General features: G+C 60.9%; 16 protein-coding genes. 9 read left to right on the forward strand and 7 right to left on the reverse strand.

The features are described 5' to 3' along the window. Window positions 1-156 precede the first annotated feature (156 nt). The 4 genes from HL671_RS36355 to HL671_RS36370 all read left to right on the forward strand — a co-directional run bounded on the left by HL671_RS36355 (window position 157) and on the right by HL671_RS36370 (window position 3,667). Window positions 157-858, forward strand: coding sequence for a type 1 glutamine amidotransferase domain-containing protein (locus HL671_RS36355; RefSeq protein WP_172243697.1), 702 nt, complete (start codon window positions 157-159; stop codon window positions 856-858). A 155-nt stretch (window positions 859-1,013) separates the two neighbouring features. Further along, entirely contained in the window at window positions 1,014-1,598 is a 585-nt protein-coding gene (locus HL671_RS36360) for a VOC family protein (protein WP_172243700.1), read from the forward strand. A gap of 14 nt (window positions 1,599-1,612) precedes the next feature. Next, window positions 1,613-2,569, forward strand: a complete 957-nt coding sequence (locus tag HL671_RS36365) for an alpha/beta fold hydrolase (protein WP_172243744.1) — start codon at window positions 1,613-1,615, stop codon at window positions 2,567-2,569. Between the two features lie 57 nt (window positions 2,570-2,626). Next, entirely contained in the window at window positions 2,627-3,667 is a 1,041-nt protein-coding gene (locus tag HL671_RS36370; RefSeq protein WP_172243703.1) for an alpha/beta fold hydrolase, read from the forward strand. 151 nt (window positions 3,668-3,818) lie between these two features. On the opposite strand, the gene HL671_RS36375 is transcribed toward HL671_RS36370, so the two are convergent. The 5 genes from HL671_RS36375 to HL671_RS36395 form a co-directional block, all read right to left on the reverse strand. Continuing rightward, a complete protein-coding gene (locus HL671_RS36375; protein WP_172243706.1) occupies window positions 3,819-4,466 on the reverse strand; it encodes a cysteine hydrolase family protein in 648 nt (215 codons plus the stop codon). 32 nt (window positions 4,467-4,498) lie between these two features. Beyond that, a complete protein-coding gene (locus tag HL671_RS36380; protein WP_172243709.1) occupies window positions 4,499-5,029 on the reverse strand; it encodes a hypothetical protein in 531 nt (176 codons plus the stop codon). Window positions 5,030-5,420: 391 nt separating this feature from the next. Then, on the reverse strand, window positions 5,421-6,650 hold the full coding sequence (locus HL671_RS36385) for a YbfB/YjiJ family MFS transporter (protein WP_172243712.1): 1,230 nt from the start codon (window positions 6,648-6,650) through the stop codon (window positions 5,421-5,423). A gap of 1 nt (window position 6,651) precedes the next feature. Next, window positions 6,652-6,915 carry a tautomerase family protein gene (locus HL671_RS36390; RefSeq protein ID WP_172243715.1) on the reverse strand — a complete coding sequence of 88 codons (264 nt, stop codon included), beginning with the start codon at window positions 6,913-6,915 and terminating at the stop codon, window positions 6,652-6,654. A 13-nt stretch (window positions 6,916-6,928) separates the two neighbouring features. Next, window positions 6,929-7,639, reverse strand: coding sequence for an SDR family NAD(P)-dependent oxidoreductase (locus HL671_RS36395; protein WP_172243718.1), 711 nt, complete (start codon window positions 7,637-7,639; stop codon window positions 6,929-6,931). Between the two features lie 213 nt (window positions 7,640-7,852). Between HL671_RS36395 and HL671_RS36400 the strand changes: the two genes are divergently transcribed. Together HL671_RS36400 and HL671_RS36405 are read left to right on the forward strand one after the other, a co-directional pair. Beyond that, window positions 7,853-8,791, forward strand: coding sequence for a LysR family transcriptional regulator (locus HL671_RS36400; protein WP_172243721.1), 939 nt, complete (start codon window positions 7,853-7,855; stop codon window positions 8,789-8,791). A gap of 351 nt (window positions 8,792-9,142) precedes the next feature. Continuing rightward, window positions 9,143-10,483, forward strand: coding sequence for an acyl-CoA dehydrogenase family protein (locus HL671_RS36405; RefSeq protein WP_172243724.1), 1,341 nt, complete (start codon window positions 9,143-9,145; stop codon window positions 10,481-10,483). Here the strand turns inward: HL671_RS36405 and HL671_RS36410 are convergent. Then, window positions 10,447-11,076, reverse strand: a complete 630-nt coding sequence (locus HL671_RS36410) for a helix-turn-helix transcriptional regulator (RefSeq protein WP_172243726.1) — start codon at window positions 11,074-11,076, stop codon at window positions 10,447-10,449. The two genes, HL671_RS36405 and HL671_RS36410, sit on opposite strands and share 37 nt — an antisense overlap. 179 nt (window positions 11,077-11,255) lie before the next feature. Between HL671_RS36410 and HL671_RS36415 the strand changes: the two genes are divergently transcribed. Next, on the forward strand, window positions 11,256-13,247 hold the full coding sequence (locus HL671_RS36415; protein WP_172243729.1) for an ATP-binding protein: 1,992 nt from the start codon (window positions 11,256-11,258) through the stop codon (window positions 13,245-13,247). Between the two features lie 318 nt (window positions 13,248-13,565). Continuing rightward, on the forward strand, window positions 13,566-14,177 hold the full coding sequence (locus HL671_RS36420) for a hypothetical protein (RefSeq protein WP_172243732.1): 612 nt from the start codon (window positions 13,566-13,568) through the stop codon (window positions 14,175-14,177). A gap of 376 nt (window positions 14,178-14,553) precedes the next feature. Here HL671_RS36420 and HL671_RS36425 read toward each other — a convergent pair whose 3' ends face one another. Then, complete coding sequence (locus HL671_RS36425; protein ID WP_172243735.1) at window positions 14,554-18,903, reverse strand: NACHT domain-containing protein; 4,350 nt, start codon at window positions 18,901-18,903, stop codon at window positions 14,554-14,556. A gap of 312 nt (window positions 18,904-19,215) precedes the next feature. Here HL671_RS36425 and HL671_RS36430 point away from each other — a divergent pair, with 312 nt between their 5' ends. Beyond that, a complete protein-coding gene (locus tag HL671_RS36430; RefSeq protein ID WP_172243738.1) occupies window positions 19,216-19,500 on the forward strand; it encodes a DNA -binding domain-containing protein in 285 nt (94 codons plus the stop codon). Window positions 19,501-19,764: the final 264 nt, after the last annotated feature.

Raw genomic sequence — 19,764 nt, forward strand, 5'->3', positions numbered from 1 at the left:
AACGCCTAACATTACCTAACACGCCAAAAGATCAATCCGGCTGTAGATTCTAAAGCAATCGACGATTGACGTGACCCGCATTAGCAAGCTCCGAGCCGCAGGCGCACGACCGCGATACGACGCGCCATAGTAGCGATCAAAACATGGAGATTCGCCATGAACGTCTTGATGGTCATTACCTCTCACGACGAACTCGGCAACACCGGACGCAAGACCGGCTTCTGGCTCGAAGAGCTTGCCGCGCCCTACTACGTTTTCAAGGACGCCGGTGCGGCGATCACTCTCGCATCCCCCAAGGGCGGTCGGCCGCCGCTTGACCCCAAGAGCAACGAAGCAGAGTTCCGCACGGAACTCACGATCCGCTTTGAGAATGACTCAACTGCGGAGACTCAGCTTGGCACGACCGTCCGCCTCGATCGTGTCAGGCAGGAGGACTACGATACGGTGTTCTATCCGGGTGGGCACGGCCCAATGTGGGATCTCGCCGACGATCCGAACTCGATCAAGCTGATCGAGTCCTTCATCGCGGCCGGCAAGACCATAGCTGTCGTATGTCATTCCACCGGCGCGTTGCGCCACGTCAAGGCACCCGACGGGACGCTGCTCGTTCGAGGCAAGAAAGTGACCGGCTTCACCAACGGCGAAGAGGATGAAGTCGGGCTCACGAAGGTTGTCCCCTTCCTGGTCGAGGGCGAAATGCTGAAGCTCGGCGCGACCTTCTCCAAGACCGCGAACTGGACGCCTCACGTCGTTCGTGACGGTCTTCTGATCACCGGCCAGAACCCGCACTCGTCCGGTCCTGCCGCCGAAATGCTGCTGGCCGCAGTCGGCCAGACCGTCAAGTCGGCGGCAGCTTAGCCACTTTTCTCGATGAAGCGGCGTGAGCGCCTCTTCACGCAGCAGGATCTCAAGTTCCGCCGATTCCATCACCGATCACCGCCCGGAGAACGGCGCTCAAGCGTGGTAATTGGGCCGGCACGGCCCACACCATACCCAAGGGAGAGGACGCGATCATGGACCTGCTTTCTCACGGCACGGCCATTGCTGGGATCGAAATGAAGCTCGAGGTCGTCGTTCTCCCGACGTCGGATGTCGAGCGCGCCAAGCAGTTCTATACGACACTGGGTTGGCGGCTCGATATCGACTACGACGGTTCCGACGGCTATCGCGTGATCCAGTTCACCCCGCCGGGTTCGGGATGCTCAGTCATATTCGGCAGAAGCCTCACCACCGCGCTCCCCGGCTCGGTGAAAGGCCTTCACCTCGTCGTGTCCGACATCCAAGCCGCGAGCCACGATCTGCGCCGCCGCGGCATCGCCGTCGGCGCGCCGTTCCACGACCCGGGCGGCATATTCCATCACGCCAGCACGACAAAGCTTGAGATCGGTCCCAATCCTCAGCGGAAGAGCTACGCCTCCTACGCGTCGTTCAGCGATCCTGACGGCAATGAATGGATATTGCAGGAAATCACGACGCGACTGACGGGACATATCGAAGAGAGCGACAAGAGCTTTACGCCCGAGCTCACGGCGCTGGTGCGACCTGCGGAAGCTGCCGCAAGCACCATTGACGGTATCGATGTTCGGCCAATGGAATGACCCCCATGGAACGCATGAACAATCCCGCCGGCGTCACGCTTACAGCCACAGTGTCGCGCCCCCTTCTGCAGGCTTCAGCGCAAGATCTGCGATCGAGCCGCCGCTCGATCAGCTATCGCACTGTTGAGGTGCAAAGCATCGACGTCTTCTATCGTGAAGCTGGCCCGCACGAAGCGCCGGCTGTCCTCCTGCTGCACGGCTTTCCCTCCTCGTCGCGAATGTGGGAGCCGCTGTTGCCACTGCTTGCCGACCGCTATCACCTGATCGCCCCCGACTATCCTGGCTTCGGAAACAGCAGCGCGCCTTCCCCCGCCGATTTCACTTACACCTTTGACAACATCGCCGGTGTGATCAGCGAACTCGTGGCCGTGCTCCGGCTCAGCCGCTACGTCCTGCTGATGCAGGACTATGGCGGTCCAGTCGGCTTCCGCCTGGCGTTAGCCGATCCGGAACGAGTTCGCGCCGTGATCATCCAGAACGCAGCCTCGCATGAGCAGGCGTTGAGCCCGCTATGGGAGGCCCGTCGCAAATACTGGACTGATCGCGCGAATGAGCTCGAGGCGCTCAAAGCGAACTTCACGTCGCTCGAAGCGACCCGGCAGCGTCACCTCGGCTCGAGCCCACATCCGGAGCGCTATGATCCCGATGCCTGGGTCAATGAATACGCCTTCCTCACGCGGCCCGGCCAGGCCGAAATTCAGACGACGCTGTTCCTGGACTACCGGACCAACGTCGTTTCCTACCCGAAATGGCAGGAGTGGCTGCGCAAAAGGCAACCGCCCATGCTGGTCATTTGGGGCAAATACGATCCCTCCTTCACGGTCGCCGGTGCGGCGGCCTATCAAGGCGATGTCCCGACAGCGGAGGTTCATATCCTCGAAGCCGGGCACTTCGCTCTGGATGAAGCCACCGACGATGTCGCTTTTCTCGTCCGGGAGTTTCTTGCGCGGCTCGACTGGCACGAGAGCTGAAGACAAACGTCGCATTGCCGCCTCCCGTAAACGCGGGGACCACGACAGGAGCCAATCATGCCACAGTTTGTCGACCACGAACGCCGTCGCTTCTTCACCGGGGTCGCGATCACGCTCGCCGCGGCCCGGCTCGCGCCAAGCACAGCCGAGGCCAAGTCCGCGACCCCGGCTACCACAGTCACGGTCGGAGGCACGACCTCGTTCCCGTCACTGAAGCAGATCGATGCCGGCCTCCTGAACGTCGGCTATGCCGAAGCAGGTCCGGTCGACGGTCCGTCCGTGGTCCTGCTGCACGGCTGGCCGTATGACATCCACAGCTTCGTCGATGTCGCGCCACTGCTAGCCTCAGCAGGCTATCGCGTGATCGTCCCCTATTTGCGCGGCTATGGAACCACACGGTTCCTTTCCGATTCGACGATGCGAAACGGACAGCCATCGGCGATCGCCGCCGACATCATCGCGCTCATGGACGCGCTCAGAATCGACAAAGCCACGATCGCAGGTTTCGACTGGGGCGCGCGGACTGCCAACATTATTGCGGCGCTTTGGCCGGAACGCTGCAAGGCAATGGTCTCCGTCAGCGGCTATCTCATCGGCGGCCAGCAGAATGGCAAGATGCCCCTGCCGCCGGAGGCGGAGCTTCAATGGTGGTATCAGTTCTATTTCGCGACCGAGCGCGGCCGCGCCGGATATGACAAGTATCGGCGCGAGTTTTCGAGATTGATCTGGCGGCTCGCGTCACCGCAGTGGCACTTCGACGAGGTTACATTCGAACGCAGTGCCAAGGCATTCGACAATCCGGATCACGTCTCGATCGTTATCCATAACTACCGCTGGCGGCTCGGCCTCGCCGAAGGCGAAACGACGTATGATGGCTATGAAGCACAGCTTTCGCGAGCGCCCGTTATTGGCGTGCCGACCATCACCATGGAAGGCGACGCCAACGGCGCTCCCCACCCGGATCCCTCGACCTATGCCAAGATGTTCTCCGGCAAATATTCGCACCGCACGATCACGGGGGGCGTTGGCCACAACCTGCCCCAAGAGGCACCCAAGGCATTTGCGGCCGCCATCATGGACGTCGCCGGAAATGTCTGATTTGAGACAGCCGTCGATATCGAGTTCGGCGCGACGGCTCCCCCTGGATGGAAGGAAAGCCTCTTGGCAGGTCGCATAGGTCGCGCCAAGCGCTTCGATCGATGAAAAGCGCTACTTCAATGCAAAGGGAGCAACGCCCTGATCTTGGGCCTTACGTTGTGGATATTGTTGTCCTCATCGCCGACAATGCCTCAACGATGTCTTGCGTGGTTACGATCGCGCTCGCGTAATTCGGCATGTTGATTTCCAGTGCAGCGCGCATCATGTCGTCGGAGTAATCGGCAACCGCGTCACTGACGACCGTTACGTCGTATCCGAGCTCCGCGGCAAAGCGCACAGTCGCCTCTATGCAGGTGTGCGCGATCAGCCCTATGACGATCAGCCGTTGGATGCCATGTCGCGTGAGTTGCAGGTCGAGATCCGTATTGCTGAAGCCGCTCGAACACCAGTGCTCGCTTGCGACAATTTCTCCATGCGCCGGGACGAACTCGGCACGAAACTCCCCACCCCAGCTGCCGAATTCGAAGCTCCTGTTTTTCCAGGCTCTCCTTTGAATCGGGGCGACGAATTTCCAGGAGGCATAATCGCCCGGCCGGTACCGGTGATGCATCGCATAGAAGACCCGAATGCCGGCGTCGCGAGCTGATTGGAGCACCTGGACCATGTGGGGAACGCAATTGTTCGCTTCGGCCACGGCCTTGATCCGAGGCCAAATCTTGCCGCCCTCGGAGATGAAATCGTTATAGGGATCGACCACCAGCAGAGCGGTGATCTCCTTCTCGTAGAATAGTTTCGTCATGACGCTCTGCCTTCGGCGGCCGGTGGGATGCGCTATCGGATGTTCAGCAACGCTGCGCGCTCGATGCTCGCGGCAAACAGCGGCGTCTCGCTCTGGTTATGAGCAATTGAGAACGGCTGGCGCTGAGCTCGGAAGAGTTCGAGCGGAATGCCCTGCCTTCCAATAAACGTCACGAGCTCGTCAGTGGCGTGCGTCTCGACTCTGTTGGTGAGCTCGCATTTTCCAGGCGCAATTTCCTTGACGCTCAATTCCCAGGTCACGCGAATGGTGGTCCGGCCGTTCGGCGTAAAGACGTCAGACGTCGATTCGAGGATCAGATGATCTTTTCGCCCGAGCGTCTCCACGTAATGTTGCACCATGAGGCTGCCACCGATGATCTCGACATTGATAGACATGCGCTTGCCATCCGGAGTCGTCGTAAATCCTGCAGCGACATGCGCCGGAGAACAGCCCTGATACTCGCGCTCGGACAGATTGAAACACCACTGCGGAATGTCGACGCGTTCAATGGGTGCATTGATGATGGCCTTGAAGCTGGAATCCACGATCTGATTGTCGTTCATCTCTTGATCTCTGGTTGTGTTGCAATTCACCGGCATGTTCACGCCAGCGGCTGTGGGATCCACACGGGCAGATCCTCGCTGCGCGTTGGGCATCGGATCGCTTCGTTCTTCGCACCTTGCTACGCGCCGACGGCGCTGGCTTGTTATGCGTTGTTATGTGCTGTTAGGTTTTGCGAGGTGACCGAACATGCGCGCATTGCCGGGACGGGCAAAGCCGGTCTCGGCGTGGGGCGATGGACTCCAGAAGGACGTGCTTCCATTCATTCGGCCTGGTACGCGCGTCCGTTCGAGATCCGCGGTCAAGCCGCACGCGACCTGGCCGCCGATTCCAGCCGCGCTACATTGGATTTCCGCTCCCTCCCTCCAAGCCGAAACTGGTCTGGGATAACGACTATGCCTCGTGGTCGGCGAGCAACACGATGAGGTCGATCGCCAGCGCCGCCATCAAAGCGCCTCCACCAATTTCGAACAGAACCAGATAGTCATTTCCGGTCTGCGCGAACATCCAGGAGAACCCGTAGGCCGCGGCCGCCTGGAACAGCGCAAAGCCTGTGGTGGCGTGCCCCCACAGTGTGCGCTGCTGGATGAGCGAGTGCGGGACGAGTTCATGGACCCGTCCGATCACCAGCGGCACGATACCGGGTGTGAAGCCGCCGACCACTACGCTCGACACGATCAGTGACAGCGGCGCCGTGCTGACAGTTGGCAGCAGAACGGCGACGCCCTCGATCAGGAACGCCGCGCGTAGGGCCGGACGGAAGCCGAAGCGGTCCCCAAGCTGACCAGTCACGAGCGGGCCGATGACCGCTCCGAGACCATACAGGACCCAGTAGCGGGAACCCGCAGCGATGCCCTGACCGAGACCGCGCGCCACGAAATCGACGACGAAAACCATGTGGGGCACCAAAGCTATCGCGTTGAGTCCATATTGGAAAAGCAGCGCACGGGCGGCGGACGAGGAGTGATGGTGCTTTGCCTGATGCAACGGCGCGGCAGACAGGCCGGTCTCGACAGGCCAGCTCCTCCAGCTCGCGACAGTGAGAAGCGCCGAAAGCATGCCAAGACCGTACCAGCTCTGTCGCAAGCCCTGTTGCAGCAGCAGCGGCACGAGCGTTCCGGACGCGGCGACCCCCAGGCCGACACCGGCGAAAATCACCCCGCCGACGAGGCCGCGCCGTGCCGTCGCGACGTACGGCAGAATGACCGAAGCGGCCAGTACCATGATTGTTCCACCGGCGAGGCCGGACAGGAAGCGCCAACCGAAGAACCACATCAGCGACAGCGGCGTCGCGCTCGCAACGAATGAGAGCGTTGCGAGCAGCATCATCGCACGCAGCGTTCTGACAGCTCCGGCAATGGTTGCGAAAGCTCGGGCCATGAGCGCGCCAGCGAGATAACCCGCCAGGTTGGCCGCGCCGAGATAGACGACATCGGAAGCGCTGAACCATTTCGCTGCAATTAGTGCCGGGATGAGCGGGGTGTAGGAAAATCGCGCGAGCCCAAGCCCGACAAAGGAGGCAACCAATCCTGCCACGGCGTATCGCCATGTCGATTTCGGGTCTGATCCCGGCGGAGGGTGCACCCGGTCCTTGATGTGTCGCTTTGTATTTGCATTGGTCATGTCATCCTCCTGCGGGGGTCGACGGAGCGGCTATGCCGTCCGCCGCGCGCCGTCGCCGGAACTCCAGCACCGGCAGGCCGCCCCAGCCCCAATTGTCGGTGTCGACCTCCTCGATCACCACGAAAGTGGAATCGAGCGGCTTGCCGAGCACGTCGCGCAGGAGTTCGCTTGAACCCTTGATCAAGGCTGCCTTCTCGTCCGCGGTCAGCGCCGAGCCTGCCGGCGTCGTTCCCTCACGGGTGAGTTGAATGGTGACAAACGGCATGGTCGTGCTCCCTTCAGTGGCCCGCGCTCTGGCCACCGTCGACGTGAAGAATCTCGCCGGTCACGAAGGCGGCACCTTCGAGATAGAGCACAGCATCGACGATGTCGGACATCTCACCCATGTGGCCGACCGGGTGCATCGCGCCTAGCTGCGCATGTGTCGCGACCGGGTGCATCGGTGACTTGATGATGCCGGGCGATACGGCATTCACGCGGATGCCACGCTTGGCATATTCGATCGCAAGCGATCTGGTCGCGGCATTCAGCCCGCCCTTGCTCAACGAAGCCAGCACCGAGGGAACGTTGGAGTTGGCCTGGTCGACGAGCGTGGTCGTGATCTGGACGACGTGGCCGGATCCTTGCTTCTCCATTTCGGCGATGCCGAGCTGGGTGATGTTGAAGAACCCGGCCACGTTCGTGCCCATCACCGCCGCATAATCCTCGGCGGTGTATTGCGTGAACGGCTTGGCGACGAAGATGCCGGCATTGTTGACCAAGGTGTCGACACGGCCGAAACGGTCGACGGCGCGCTGCACGACACGCTCGGCGGTGTCGCGATCGGCGATGTCGCCGGCGACTGCAAGGACGTCATCGTCCCCGGAGGGCTTGATGGAACGCGCCGTTGCGACGACGCGATAGTTGCGATCGCGAAAACCCTTGACCAGGGCGGCACCGATCCCCTGCGACGCCCCGGTGATGATCGCGACCTTCTGCTCGATACCCATGACAGGCTCCCGTTGTTGGTTTGAAAGCTCGGCCAGCACTGACCGGCTTGGTTCTGTCAGGTACGCTTCGGCGGCTTGGATGCGAATATCCGCGGTGCGGCAGACACTCTTTCGCGCAGCGAACGAATACGGGACCACCGTCCGCCGGCAGTTGTCGAAGTAGAGGCGAACGCCTAGCCTGTCGCGGGACTGTGACAGGGCGACAAGGATTTCATGGATCGTCTGGATGCGATGAAGGTATTCGTCCTTGCAGTGGACGAAGGAAGCTTAGCTGCCGCAGGGCGAAAACTCGGCCGCTCGCCGGCGGCCGTCAGTCGCGCAATCGCCTTCCTGGAGCAGCGGCTCGGCGCCGAGTTGCTGCATCGGACCACACGGTCGATCAAGCTGAGCGTGGAGGGCGAGCGCTATGTCGAGGTCTGCCGCCGCGTGCTGGCCGAGTTGGAGGAGGCCGAGGATATCGCGGCCGGACCACGCAGCACGCCACGTGGTCTTCTCACGATCACTGCGCCCGTGGTATCGGGCGAAATGGCTTTGCGGCCTATCCTCGATGCCTTTCTCGACGCGTATCCGGCCGTGTCAGCCAAGCTCCTGCTGTTCGACCGCGCCGTCAATCTGATCGAGGAGCGCATCGATGTCGCTCTCCGCATCGGTCCGCTGGCTGACTCGGCAATGGTGGCGATACGGCTCGGTGAGGTCAGCCGCGTCGTCGTGGCAGCCCCGCGCTACCTGAAGCAGCATCCGCGCATCACCGAGCCCCGCGATCTTTCCAAGCACCAGATCGTGGCGATGGCGCATCTGCCGAATTCCTGGACCTTCGCGCCTTATCCGGGATCCTCAGCGCCACGCATCGTCCGTTTCAATCCCCGCCTCATCGTCAATAGCACCTATGCAGCAGTGGCCTCCGCCGTCGCAGGGCGCGGCCTGGCCCGAATGTATTCGTACCAGGTGGCCGAACGGGTCGCACGCGGCGATCTTGAAGTTGTGCTTGGGGATGATGAGGACCCGGAAATGCCGGTCCATCTGATCTGCCCGCAGGGCAGGCTTCCGGTACTCAAGGTACGCGCCTTCACCGACTTCGCGGTGCCGCGCCTGAAGAAAGAGTTCGCCGGTTTGAAGAGGAGCATCAGGCGCGCTGTCCACCACGGCAGCTAGGCTGCCGCATGTCCTTTAACCGACCCTCGGGCCGGACGTATCTCGCTCATCCCCACGTACTTGAAGGCTAGATCCTCACGGCGCGAGCTTGGGGAACTCTTCCTCGAGGCCCCTACGCCCAGAGCCGAGCCCAGGTTCTGGTCGGAGTAGTTCCCGATGGGTGGGCTTTCCCCCAAGCGGTTCCATTGGCCGACTCCTGTTTGATGAAATCGAAATCACCTGTCACATCAACGCATTGCAATGGTTGCATTGCAGCTCCCCGGACATGACCGCCTTGCCGACATTCTAGACATCCACAATCGGCTCAAATTTGCGAAGCTGTGTCTGTACGCCGAATGGCCGGAGGTGACAGTGCCGATCGACTTTACCCTGACCAACTATCAGCGACGGCTGCAGCGAATTGCACGCGAGTTCGCCAATGAGATCCTGGCCCCGCTGATCCGCGCCGCCGATGAAGACCCCGATCCGCAAAAGGCGTTTCAAGCCATCAAGGCAGCTTATGTCGAGAGCTACAAGCTTGGCTTCGCGACGGGTTTCATCCCGAAGGCGTATGGGGGTGGCGGCATATCGAATACCGATCTGCAGATCGTCGTCGAAGAGATCTGCGCGGTCGATCCCGGCTTTGCCACGGTTCTACTGGTCAACGGCCTCGCTCTGATGCCGATCGTCTGGTTCGGCTCCGAAGCGCAGAAGCAGAAGTGGCTGGTGCCCGCGGCCAGCGATCCGCGCGGCGAATATCTTGCCGGCTGGACGGTGAGTGAGCGCCCGGGGGCACCGGGAGGGACCGCGAATTTCGATGGACCGGCGCCATATCCAGCAGGCATCGGCCTCACGGCCAAATATGACAAGGCGAATGGCGAATATGTTCTGAACGGCCGCAAATTCTGGCCAGCCAACGCCGGCGGCTGGGACCTTCAGGGTGCGGACGTCAACGTCTGCATCGTCAGGACCGACCCGAAGGCAGGCGGCTCACGTGGGCTGAGCGCGGCCATCGTGCCGCGGGGAACGGCCGGCGTCACCTATGAGGAGCCGATCTCAAAGCTAGGACATCGCCTGTGCCAGAACAATTCGATGATCTTCTCCAACTGCCGCGTTCCCGAGGAAAACATCTTCGCGATCGGCAACGGCGATCTCGTCGTCAACAAGGCATTCACCTGGTCCGGACCGGTCGCGGCGATCGCCTCGGTCGGAGTCGCGCGATCCGCCTATGAATACGCGCTTTCATGGGCCAAGACGTACACCGGCGGCGGCGAGCAACCGATCATCTCCCACCAGATCGTGGCTTATACTCTGGCGGAGGTGGCCATGAAGGTCGAAGCCGGCCGGGCGTTCGCCTGGAAAGCCGCTCATTATCTCGACCTGCACAACGCGGATGGACACGCCATCGGGCCGATGGCGAAGGTGTTCTGCAGCGAGATGCTGTTTGCCGCGGTGTACCAGGCGATGAAAGTCGTAGGCGTGAATTCGCTGGATCGATCACTCCCATTGGAGCGCTACCTTCGCGAAGCTTCGGTGTTTCCGCTCTATGACGCAGGAAACATCGGGATGCAGATGCGTAAGATCTGCGCCGTCATGGCAGATCCCGACTTCGATCCGCGCGCCATCGCCGCTTCGGCTCCGACTCCATTCGGCAAGAGGGCACCACCGGCCGAATCTCAGGCCTTTGGCAAGAACCTGAAGCGACAGATCTGACCGCCTCTTTGCATGCACTCCTGGTGGTCTATCGGTGCCCCCATCAGTCCGGAGAGAAATCCCAGATCGAACTGGCAGACTTCCTGATAGTCCTTTGAGAGATCATGAAAGACACAGTTGCGGCACTCGATGCGCGGCAGTTTTTCGCCTGCGCCCGGTGAGGTGACCTGCGCGGCGAAGCCAGCCTCATTCATGATCTTCACGATCTCGACCACGCGCTCCACGCGGGTCTTCCCTACGAGGCGCGGAATTGCCTGGGCCGACATATCGACCCCAAGCTCGTACATGTAGGCCCCGAACCTGGAGGCTCCGATCGTCTTGCGCAGGCTTTCGAGCATCACCCGCGAGAACCAGGAATAACGCTTGGGAAACAGATCGATGCCGCTATCGGTCAAGGTGTAGAGAAAGCGGGGACGGCCGCCACTCCGCGAGGAGGTGTGCTGCACGAATCCGGAGCGCTCGAGTCCGGTGAGGTGCTGTTTCACTGCACTCCGCGTGATGTCGAGAGAAGCGGCGAGCTCATCCACGGTCAGCCCCGATTTGGCTTCGAGGAGTTTCGAGAGCAGCTTCTGCTGAGTATCGCCGACGATCACTCCAGGTCTCCAAAGGAGCAGGCTCTCGCGCCTGATTGGCGCACAACCGCCGAATCCTATTCAAGACCAGAAAAAGGGGTTGCGCAAGTTTTAGATACTTTATACAGTTCAAACTGTCTAAAGTGGGACGGTGCCTCGGCCCCCGTCCAACGCATTTGCTTCGTCAGAGGTCATCGCAGATGCCAGGCACCGTTAGCGGGGACAACGCCATCGCATTCGGGCCGTTTCGCCTGTTTCCGCAGGCCCGTCTTCTGGAGAAGGACGGCGTCCCCCTGCACATTGGGGGGCGCGCGCTCGACATCCTCGTCTTCCTTGCCGGGCGGCGCGGTGAAGTCGTCGGCAAGAGGGAGATCGTCGAGCATATCTGGGCCGACGTGAACGTGGACGAAGGAAGCCTCCGCTTCCACATCACGGCTTTGCGCAAGGCACTTGGAGATACCGGCAAGTCAGCCCGCTTCGTCGTCAACGTCGCCGGACGTGGCTACTGCTTTGTCGCCTCGGTCACCGAGCTTGCGACTTGCGTCGCCGCCCCTCACGCTGAACCCTCCGCGCGCCACTCCTTGCCGGCAAAGCTCCCAAAGATCATCGGCCGCGAGCAAGTCATTCAGAAGATTGCGACCGCGATTTCAACTCGCCGTTTCATCAGCGTGGTCGGTCCGGGCGGCATTGGCAAAACGGCTGTTGCCGTGGCTGTCGGCCATCGCTGGCTCGCAGAGTTCGAAGGGGACGCCTTCTTCATCGATTTTGGATCGCTGCAAGATCCCAGTCTCGCCGCGACAACCATAGCCTCCGCGGTTGGACTCGCGAGCAGCGCCGAAGATCCGGTTCACGATCTGCTGACGATGCTCCGAGCCCGCCCCGCGCTCTTGATCCTCGACAATTGCGAGCATGTGCTGGAAACGCTTGCGCCGCTCGCCGAGCGCATCGTTCATGAGGCACCGGACATTCGTCTTCTCGCGACCAGTCGCGAATCGTTCCGCTCCGCCGAGGAGTGGGTATTTCGACTGTTTCCACTCGATTGCCCACCGCAGCGCGACGGCTTGGATACGGCCTCCATTCTCGCCTACCCCGCGGTCCAGCTGTTCGTCGAACGCGTTGCACAGAGCTGCGGACAGTTTCAACTCACCGACCGGGATGCACCTCTTGTCGCCGAAATCTGCCGCAGACTCGATGGCATCGCGCTCGCCCTCGAACTGGCAGCCAGCCGCGTCGACGTCTACGGCATCGCCGGCACCGCGTCGCTGCTCGACAGCCGCTTTTCCCTGCAATGGAGAGGCCGTCGTACGGCAGTTCCCCGACATCAAACGCTCGGAGCGGCGCTCGACTGGAGCTACGATCTCCTGCCAGAGACCGAGCGGGCCACCTTGCGACGGCTGTCGGTCTTCGCCGGATCGTTCACGCCTGAGGCGGCGATCGCGGTTGCGTCCGGAGACGGCATCGACGCCTCGGAGACGATTGAGGCAATCGACAATCTGCTCACAAAGTCACTCATCGCGCCGTCAGCGACCGCCCCGCCGCGCTACCGGCTGCTGAACACCACGCGCACTTACGCGCTCAAGAAGCTCAATGACTCCGGTGAAGCTGGCCAACGCGCTCGTCACCATGCGGCGTATTTCCGCGATCTGTTCGAACGGGCAAATACGGACACGTCAACGCGGTCGACTGACTGGACGAGCATCCATGCCGGAGAGCTGGATAATCTACGCGCGGCCTTGGACTGGGCCTTCTTGCCCGACGGCGACATGCCCTTGGGTATCTCGCTCACTGCGGCTGCCGTGACACTTTGGAAGCGGCTGTCTCTGTTCGCCGAGTGCCGTGAGCGCACCACCACGGCGCTGGCTGCCCTCGGAGACAGCGCCGATGACGACCCCATCCGCAGACGACTCTTGGCGGCGCTCGGCTGGGCGTTGATGTTCGACGAGAGTGGCCCCCCAGAGGCCCATCCGGTTCTCGCCGGCGCGCTCGAACTGGCTGACCGACTTGATCGCAGGATCTTCAATTTGCGCGCGATCTGGGGATTATGCTTCGATCAGTTCAACAATCGAGAGTTCGACGGAGCGCGGGACTTGGCCGGTCATTTTGCCGATGCTGCGGCGAGCCCGTTCGACAAGACCGACCCATTTCTGGCGGACCGGATCATGGCCGTCGCGCGGTTCTATCTCGGAAACTAGGCGGGCGACCGAACATCGAGCGAGTTCGTCCTGGCGCGGCTCGCCCGCGCCGATGTCTCCCAGTCGCTGGACATCAGCAGCCACGAAGCCGCCTGGGCGATCAGGACGCTGCGCGCCGACACCCTGCCCTTGTTCGCCGAGACGGACCGGCGCGAGCAGCGGATCCAGCCCGAGATCACGGAGCGCCCCGTCGAACTTGCCCCCCATGACCTCCGGCAGCGAAGTGGTCGAAGACTATCGCGCCTGAGGCCTGACGTTGCGTGCCCATCCCCACCTTCCTGCGTGAGCAGCTCAACGCGCGCAACATCGCGCCCTGCCATGCCCTCAAACAGCCAGACACGGCTTCCGCATCACGGTCACCGGCCTCTTCCGCCAGAAACCCGGCTCGGCCAAGGGCGTCATGTTCATCACCCAGGAAGACGGACCGACATCGCCAACCTGATCATCTGGCTATCCCTCTTCGACAAGCAGCGCCGCATCATCCTCGGCGTCCAGATGATCACCTGCCGCGGCAAGGTCCAGCGCGCCTGTGGCGTCATCCACCTCATCGCTGAGCACCCGATCGGCGAGACCGAGCTTCTCAACAGCGTCGGCGGCCACAACGAGACCTTCACCCTGCCGGCAGGCCACCGCGACGAAGCGCGCCATCCCGGCGGCCCCGACCCGCGCGGAGCCGTCCCGGTCAAGAAGGTCCGGAACCTCTACGTCCTCGATCCTGCACGTCGACACGCTGAATGTGAAAGCAAGGAATTGCCGCTGATCGAGCACCCAACGACGCCAATCCGACCGTTGCTCAGTCCCCACCTGCCAATTCGCAATCGGCAAACAATTGAGCCAAAGCAAAGCGCAGACAGAGAAGGCACCCACACGAGGGTCAGCATAGCGGCCGCCGCGGGACCCGGGACCGAGTGCAGTCGCGAGACCGGTTAACAAGACACCCGCGTTCGGGGCGGCAATAGCGGTGCCGCGAAGCGGCAGCCCCGAACGCGAGTGCCTCCGGCGAGCGACACCTTACACCGCTTGATAGTGCAACAGACAGTGTTTGTTTTGCGCACGACGTTGTTTAGCGCCTCAACAGCCTGAGCGTCTCGTTTGGTGGCCCCCTCCAACAGTTTCGCGCGCGACTTATCCCATTTTACGGCCAGCATACGATCAGCTGACGCATCGGATTCCAGACGTTGGACAGATACGATCGCGTCCACCGCGATGTTGTGGTCGTACAGTTTCGGATCAAGCTCCTTCTGCTCCCTTGTTCGTGAGCAGGCGCCCCCGATGCTCAAGCGCCACTCGACCTGGACTTCGAGGATTACGAGCCCGAAACCGCGTCAGAGCCTGGGGAAAGAATGGGCCAAGGTTTGCCCGACGCCAGGTCGGGGTGCCGAGGCTCATCTTCTGGCGCGCCGAATTCGTCCCGAAGGCGATCGATTTCGCGAAGTACGCGAGCCGCCGCGTCAGCCTGACCGCCATCCGTCGTGAGAGCCAATAGTTTTCGCCGAAGCTCTGTGGCCGCGACTGGTAACATCTCAAACGCGCCGCGCTCTGGATCGGAGGGTATATGCTCCGTCACCGCCCTTTGTATGGTCCGCAAGGTGATGAACCGTTGACCGCGCTGGTTTTCCAGCTGAACAAGTTGGATGAGCCCATCGGGATCGCTGCCCTCGGCGATGGCTCTTGCCAATAGGGTCAACTTCGGCGTTTCCCCGTCTTTCAACACGCTATAGGCGTATGTCCGTAACTCAGAGTGTCTATTCAGTAGCTCGGCAAGGTGCTCTGAGCTTTGCCAGCCGTCGCGCATTTCAATCTTGTTTTCCAGTACCAGATCGAGATAGCGCCGGGCTGAGGTCAGTGTACCGCGAAGACGTATGGCCTCACGCCATACCTGGCTGTCGAGGAACGCCGCGTCATTATCGGCCAGATCGAAAAGTGCGCCCTCGATCGCGGAGGACTCGACGTGCTCCGTCACGCGGAGCATTTCCTCAAGAAAATGTGGGCCGCGGAAACGCTCTGGTAAATCGGCGATTATCTCGGGCAGCTTTTCGGTATGGTCCGTAAACGGCAGGAGTGAGAGCCAGGCCTTGAGCTGCCATCCTTCATCCAATATCCACGGGTACTTTTTCGCGTCCTCAAAGACATCTTTGATTCCGACTTTTACGACGTCCAACGGGACCGCTCCACCAGAGAGGATAAGATTCCTCACAATCACTGCTCGCGCCTGTTGTGGCGCAATTTCCAAGAGAGTTTCAATTACGTCGGACCGATCACCGTGAGGCAATCTGACCCCGTGAATCGCAAGTTTTACAGCATGCTGCTTTTGCAATTCGGTTGCGCCTTCGGCGATGAGCGGGGTGATTGCCGCGAAGATCGCATCGGCTACTGGCGTGGAAGCGTTGCAGCTGCTCAATCGAGCTTTCCGCGCGTCCTCAACGCGGGAAAACTCTTTGCTATGGCCGGGAGCGCCTTCCAACTTCGGTTCGTGCAAGTCGGCCCACTGACTCTGGAGAACGTTGGCAGCCGTGTCGCCAAAATGTTCATCCGATAAATAGCTGACCATCAACGCGGTTGTTTCTGACGAGCGGATCGCCGCGAACGCACGTTGATAGCTCGGAAAGTGGTTCATTCTCGCCCCGTTCGCGGCTGGCCCTTGCCATTGTTCGGTTGCTGCCTCCTTTCGAAGGGTGCGATACTTCGTCAGCTCCACCTCCAGAAGTCGGTGAAGGATCGACAGCAATCCAACACTCGGGAACTGCGCGATCAGGTCTGCGATAGCGGCAAATTGCTCTCGTGTTGCCGTATCACCGCTGGCAACCAGGCGCTCGCCCCATTCGGCCGCCAATTTCGCGACCTCAGCGTGTGCATTATTCGGGAAGGGGCGCGCCCGTGCACCGTACTCTTGTTTGCGGGAGAGCAACTTCGACAACTCATGGATGGCATCGTTATTGGCTGAGGCAGCACGTTGTTGAACCGCGATGAGAACGCTGGCGCCGGGCGCGTGAGCGATAAGCTCGCGCAACCCGTAATAGCGGTTCGCTAAACCCTCGTCATATCTTCGAAGTGCCTTCAGTTCAGCGTTCAGCGCGAGTTTCGCGTCGATCAACTTACCAACGCTCGCAGGGCCAAGCACGGAGGCAGCGGCTTCGGCCCGAAAGTCATTTCTTTTCGGTGGCGCCAGTGCCATCTCGACAAGCGTATCGTCTTCGATGACGATACCGGACGCGGCTAAAATGTCGTCAGCGCCATAGAACAGCTCTCGGCCGTCCTTGAGGCGTCTCAGTAGCCCTTGGCCGACGGCCTCGCTGTAACGTCTACTGGCTTCGTGAATCAGCGCAGCCTGCGAGTCCTGCTGGCTTTTGATGTCAACAGTGGCGATCAGTTCAACAAGTTCCGCGACATGGTCTTCACCGTCGCTCGAATACAATGCGGCACGAAGCCTCTTATAGGCCGACAACTCTTTCTCGGCGCGCGCACGCGCCGATGAGAGACCATCCTGGACGGCTTTGTCGTCAATCTCTTCGAGATAGCCCTTTTGGTATAGAAGGTCGAAAGTCTCCTGGTTCACTGTGCTTAGAACGTCAGCGATATGGTGATCCGCGCGCCGCCAGGCCATTCCCTCAACAGCAGCAGCTTTCAGCGCGGGGTCTGCATCACTCTTTGCAATCTGGGCGGCAAGATCGAGTCCGTCCATGCTACTCCGGAAGGCGATCTCGGAAACGATCGTTTCGCGCTTCTTTGAGGGCAACGCGAGAATGTCCTTTGCCGCGTGAGGACCAAGAACAGACGGACGGAACCGCCGAGCCGCTCGGAGCGCTGGTAAGCTCCGCTGCTGATCGTCATGAGTGATGAGCGGCCACACCAGATCCCGAAACTCGGGCCTGCCGGACGTGATCATGAACCGCACGGCCCGATCGTACTTTTCTGGCCTATGCCACCGCCGAACGCGATCGCAAATCTCGGGCGACACTTGAGCCCATACCGCATCGGTCGAACGGTAGATCATTTCGGCAGCCAAATCGGGGTCTACGTCAAAAGCAGCAAGGATTGTCACTGCGCAGGCCTTCACTTGGCTGTCCTCACCGCGGGACATACGCTCGGTAGCAAACAAGATCGCCTCTTCCCAAGGCTTGGCATTTAGTATGTCGGCTTTGGGCCTTTGCAGCGCTTGCGTGTCCGTAGTGGCTGAAAGCATCGCGCTTTCGACTTCCTTGGAGGCATACCACTCCTGAAACTGCTGATGCTGAAAGCGATAGCTCGCAGGTTCGCCTGTCTTGATGAGCAGGTGATGTTTCACAAGGGCATCGAGCACGTCATTCGGTTGCGGCTTGATCGTAAGTTGGCCATCGCTGACGAGCACGTCATCCGTTCTTGAGACGGATCGGCGGGCGGTGCTTTCCGGGATCGAGGTGTTGGCAGCCCGCGTAGCTGTCACGGCCAGATCGCTCAAGAACGCCGTTTGAAGTCCATGTGTGACGGCGCACAGCGGCTCGGCGTGTTGGGGCTGTTTTTCGTGAGCCTCGACGAAGCGCCGCAGCACCTCTTCCTTAGTATTTGGGAACGGTTGCCCCTCTGGTAGGGAAAGCAGGGTCGTAAGGTAGAGAGCTATCGTGACGAGCTCTCGTACACCTGGCGTGCGCCATGCCTGATCCACAAGCCGCACGCCTTCCTGGCCCTTGAGCTCGCGAGCGATGTCAATCTGTTGCTGATCGTTAAGCTCGAGCACAGTTGAGAGCTGGCCTTCGAACGGGACCGTGGAACTCTCCGGACGTGTGGTAAGGACGAATGTCGCTGCCGGCAATTCGGCCCGCAGGGCCTGAATTTCGGTCCGCGCGCGTCGTCGCGCGTCGCCGCCGAGTTCATTCCAACTGTCGAACATGAACACAACGCCGGGCTGCTCGGCCACCGCACGCAAATCACTTTCGGTTAATCCGCGGAAGGCCGGCCGACGCAAAATGGACTCGACCAGCGAGAGCCCGCCGGTTGACCAGTCGGAGAGGGAAATGACCAAAGGCGTCCCGCTCTTGGTGCTAACGGACCCCTCGGCCATCTGAAATAAAACGGTGCTTTTGCCGGTGCCCGGTGGGGCCACGATCACGAGATGGTCCAGGATGCCGAGTGTTTGACCGAGCACGCTCGCAAGCCCCGGCTCAGGCTGACCCTCGACTTTTAGCATTAAACTGACGTTGGTCTGTGGCCATTTGCCGGAGCGCTTGAACACTTCAAGATCTGCAGCTGCCGCAGCTTGCAGGAGGGCACCGATCTCCCCGACGGTAGGGGGCATTGTTGGCCCGAACGGGGTCTTTTCGACAATACTTCGCCACATGTCTTCGGCGTGCTTGCGCTTCCAACCGTGCAAGACCCGCTCAGAGAATACGGGATCGTCGGAGTCGATAGTCTTGGCGCAGTCTTGGCAAAGGTGGATGCCATTGTCGGGCGACATCCGCTGCTCGGGCGTCATGTCGGAGCGGTAGCGGCGCGCACCCGGACCTGGCGCTGCAGCGCAGATATGGGCGGCAACACCAATGTTGATTTCCTTGGCGCCGTTGCTCGTAGGCGCGTATGTCAGATGCCTACAGCTGGGATTGCTGCAATGATACCGAGCCTGCTTGGCAAGCCGGTTCTTCGTTGCCTGTGAGAAATCGTCTCGGTTGCCGTTCTTAGCCATTCAATGTGCTGCATAGGGTTTCCGCCACGGCTTTAAGGCGGCCATCTTGATATTATCGCATTTTGGGACTGCGCACACCTGGTCTACTCGACTGATCTTACGTCCATCTGCGCGGCATGCCACAGTTAAGCGGCTACGGCCAAAATGCGCAGGACGCGCCCTTGCGCCGCGCCGAGGGCAGCGCACTAAGGACTGCCGCGGCGGCGGCGAGAAAGGGTATACTTTAACGCATCGTCACCGCTTGCCGGACCGTCACACCCTGACCAAACTCTCAAGCGAGCTTCGTCACTCCTCGGCTGGTCAGGAGACCCCATGGAAAACGTACCGCTCGATCCCGATTGCGCCGATCTCGCGCCGGCAGATGACGCATTGACGCCCTACGGTCACGAGCATGCGATCACCTATCTGCGGCTGCCCGACGCCGCAACCGATTGCGCCGACTGGCGGGAAGTCGCGGAGATCGTCCTGCATATCGATCCCGCCCGTGGACCGCAGCGAGTTCGTCCGGCTTATGAGAGCTACATGGCACGCGCCCGCTGGCTCAGCGAGAGCGGATACAAGCTTCTCCTGCGTCATGGTTGGCCCGGCGAGAACTGACGCAGTCAAACCGCGTGCGCCGAAAGGCGCATCGCCCGCAGACATGGCGTATCAGGGTTATGAGCCTGACGAGCTAACCGGGCAGAAGGGATGCCTCTTGGATAGCCGACAAGGCCGCTCGGGGACCGCGGACCTACAGCACTTCAATTACGTATTCCACCGTTTGAGAAACCGGTTTAGTTTTCAAATCTCAAAAGGTGAATTTGGCTAAGCTATTGATTTGAATGGCGCGCCCGGAACGATTCGAACGTCCGACCCTCAGAT

Source organism: Bradyrhizobium denitrificans (assembly GCF_013179005.1).
Lineage (GTDB): Bacteria > Pseudomonadota > Alphaproteobacteria > Rhizobiales > Xanthobacteraceae > Bradyrhizobium > Bradyrhizobium denitrificans.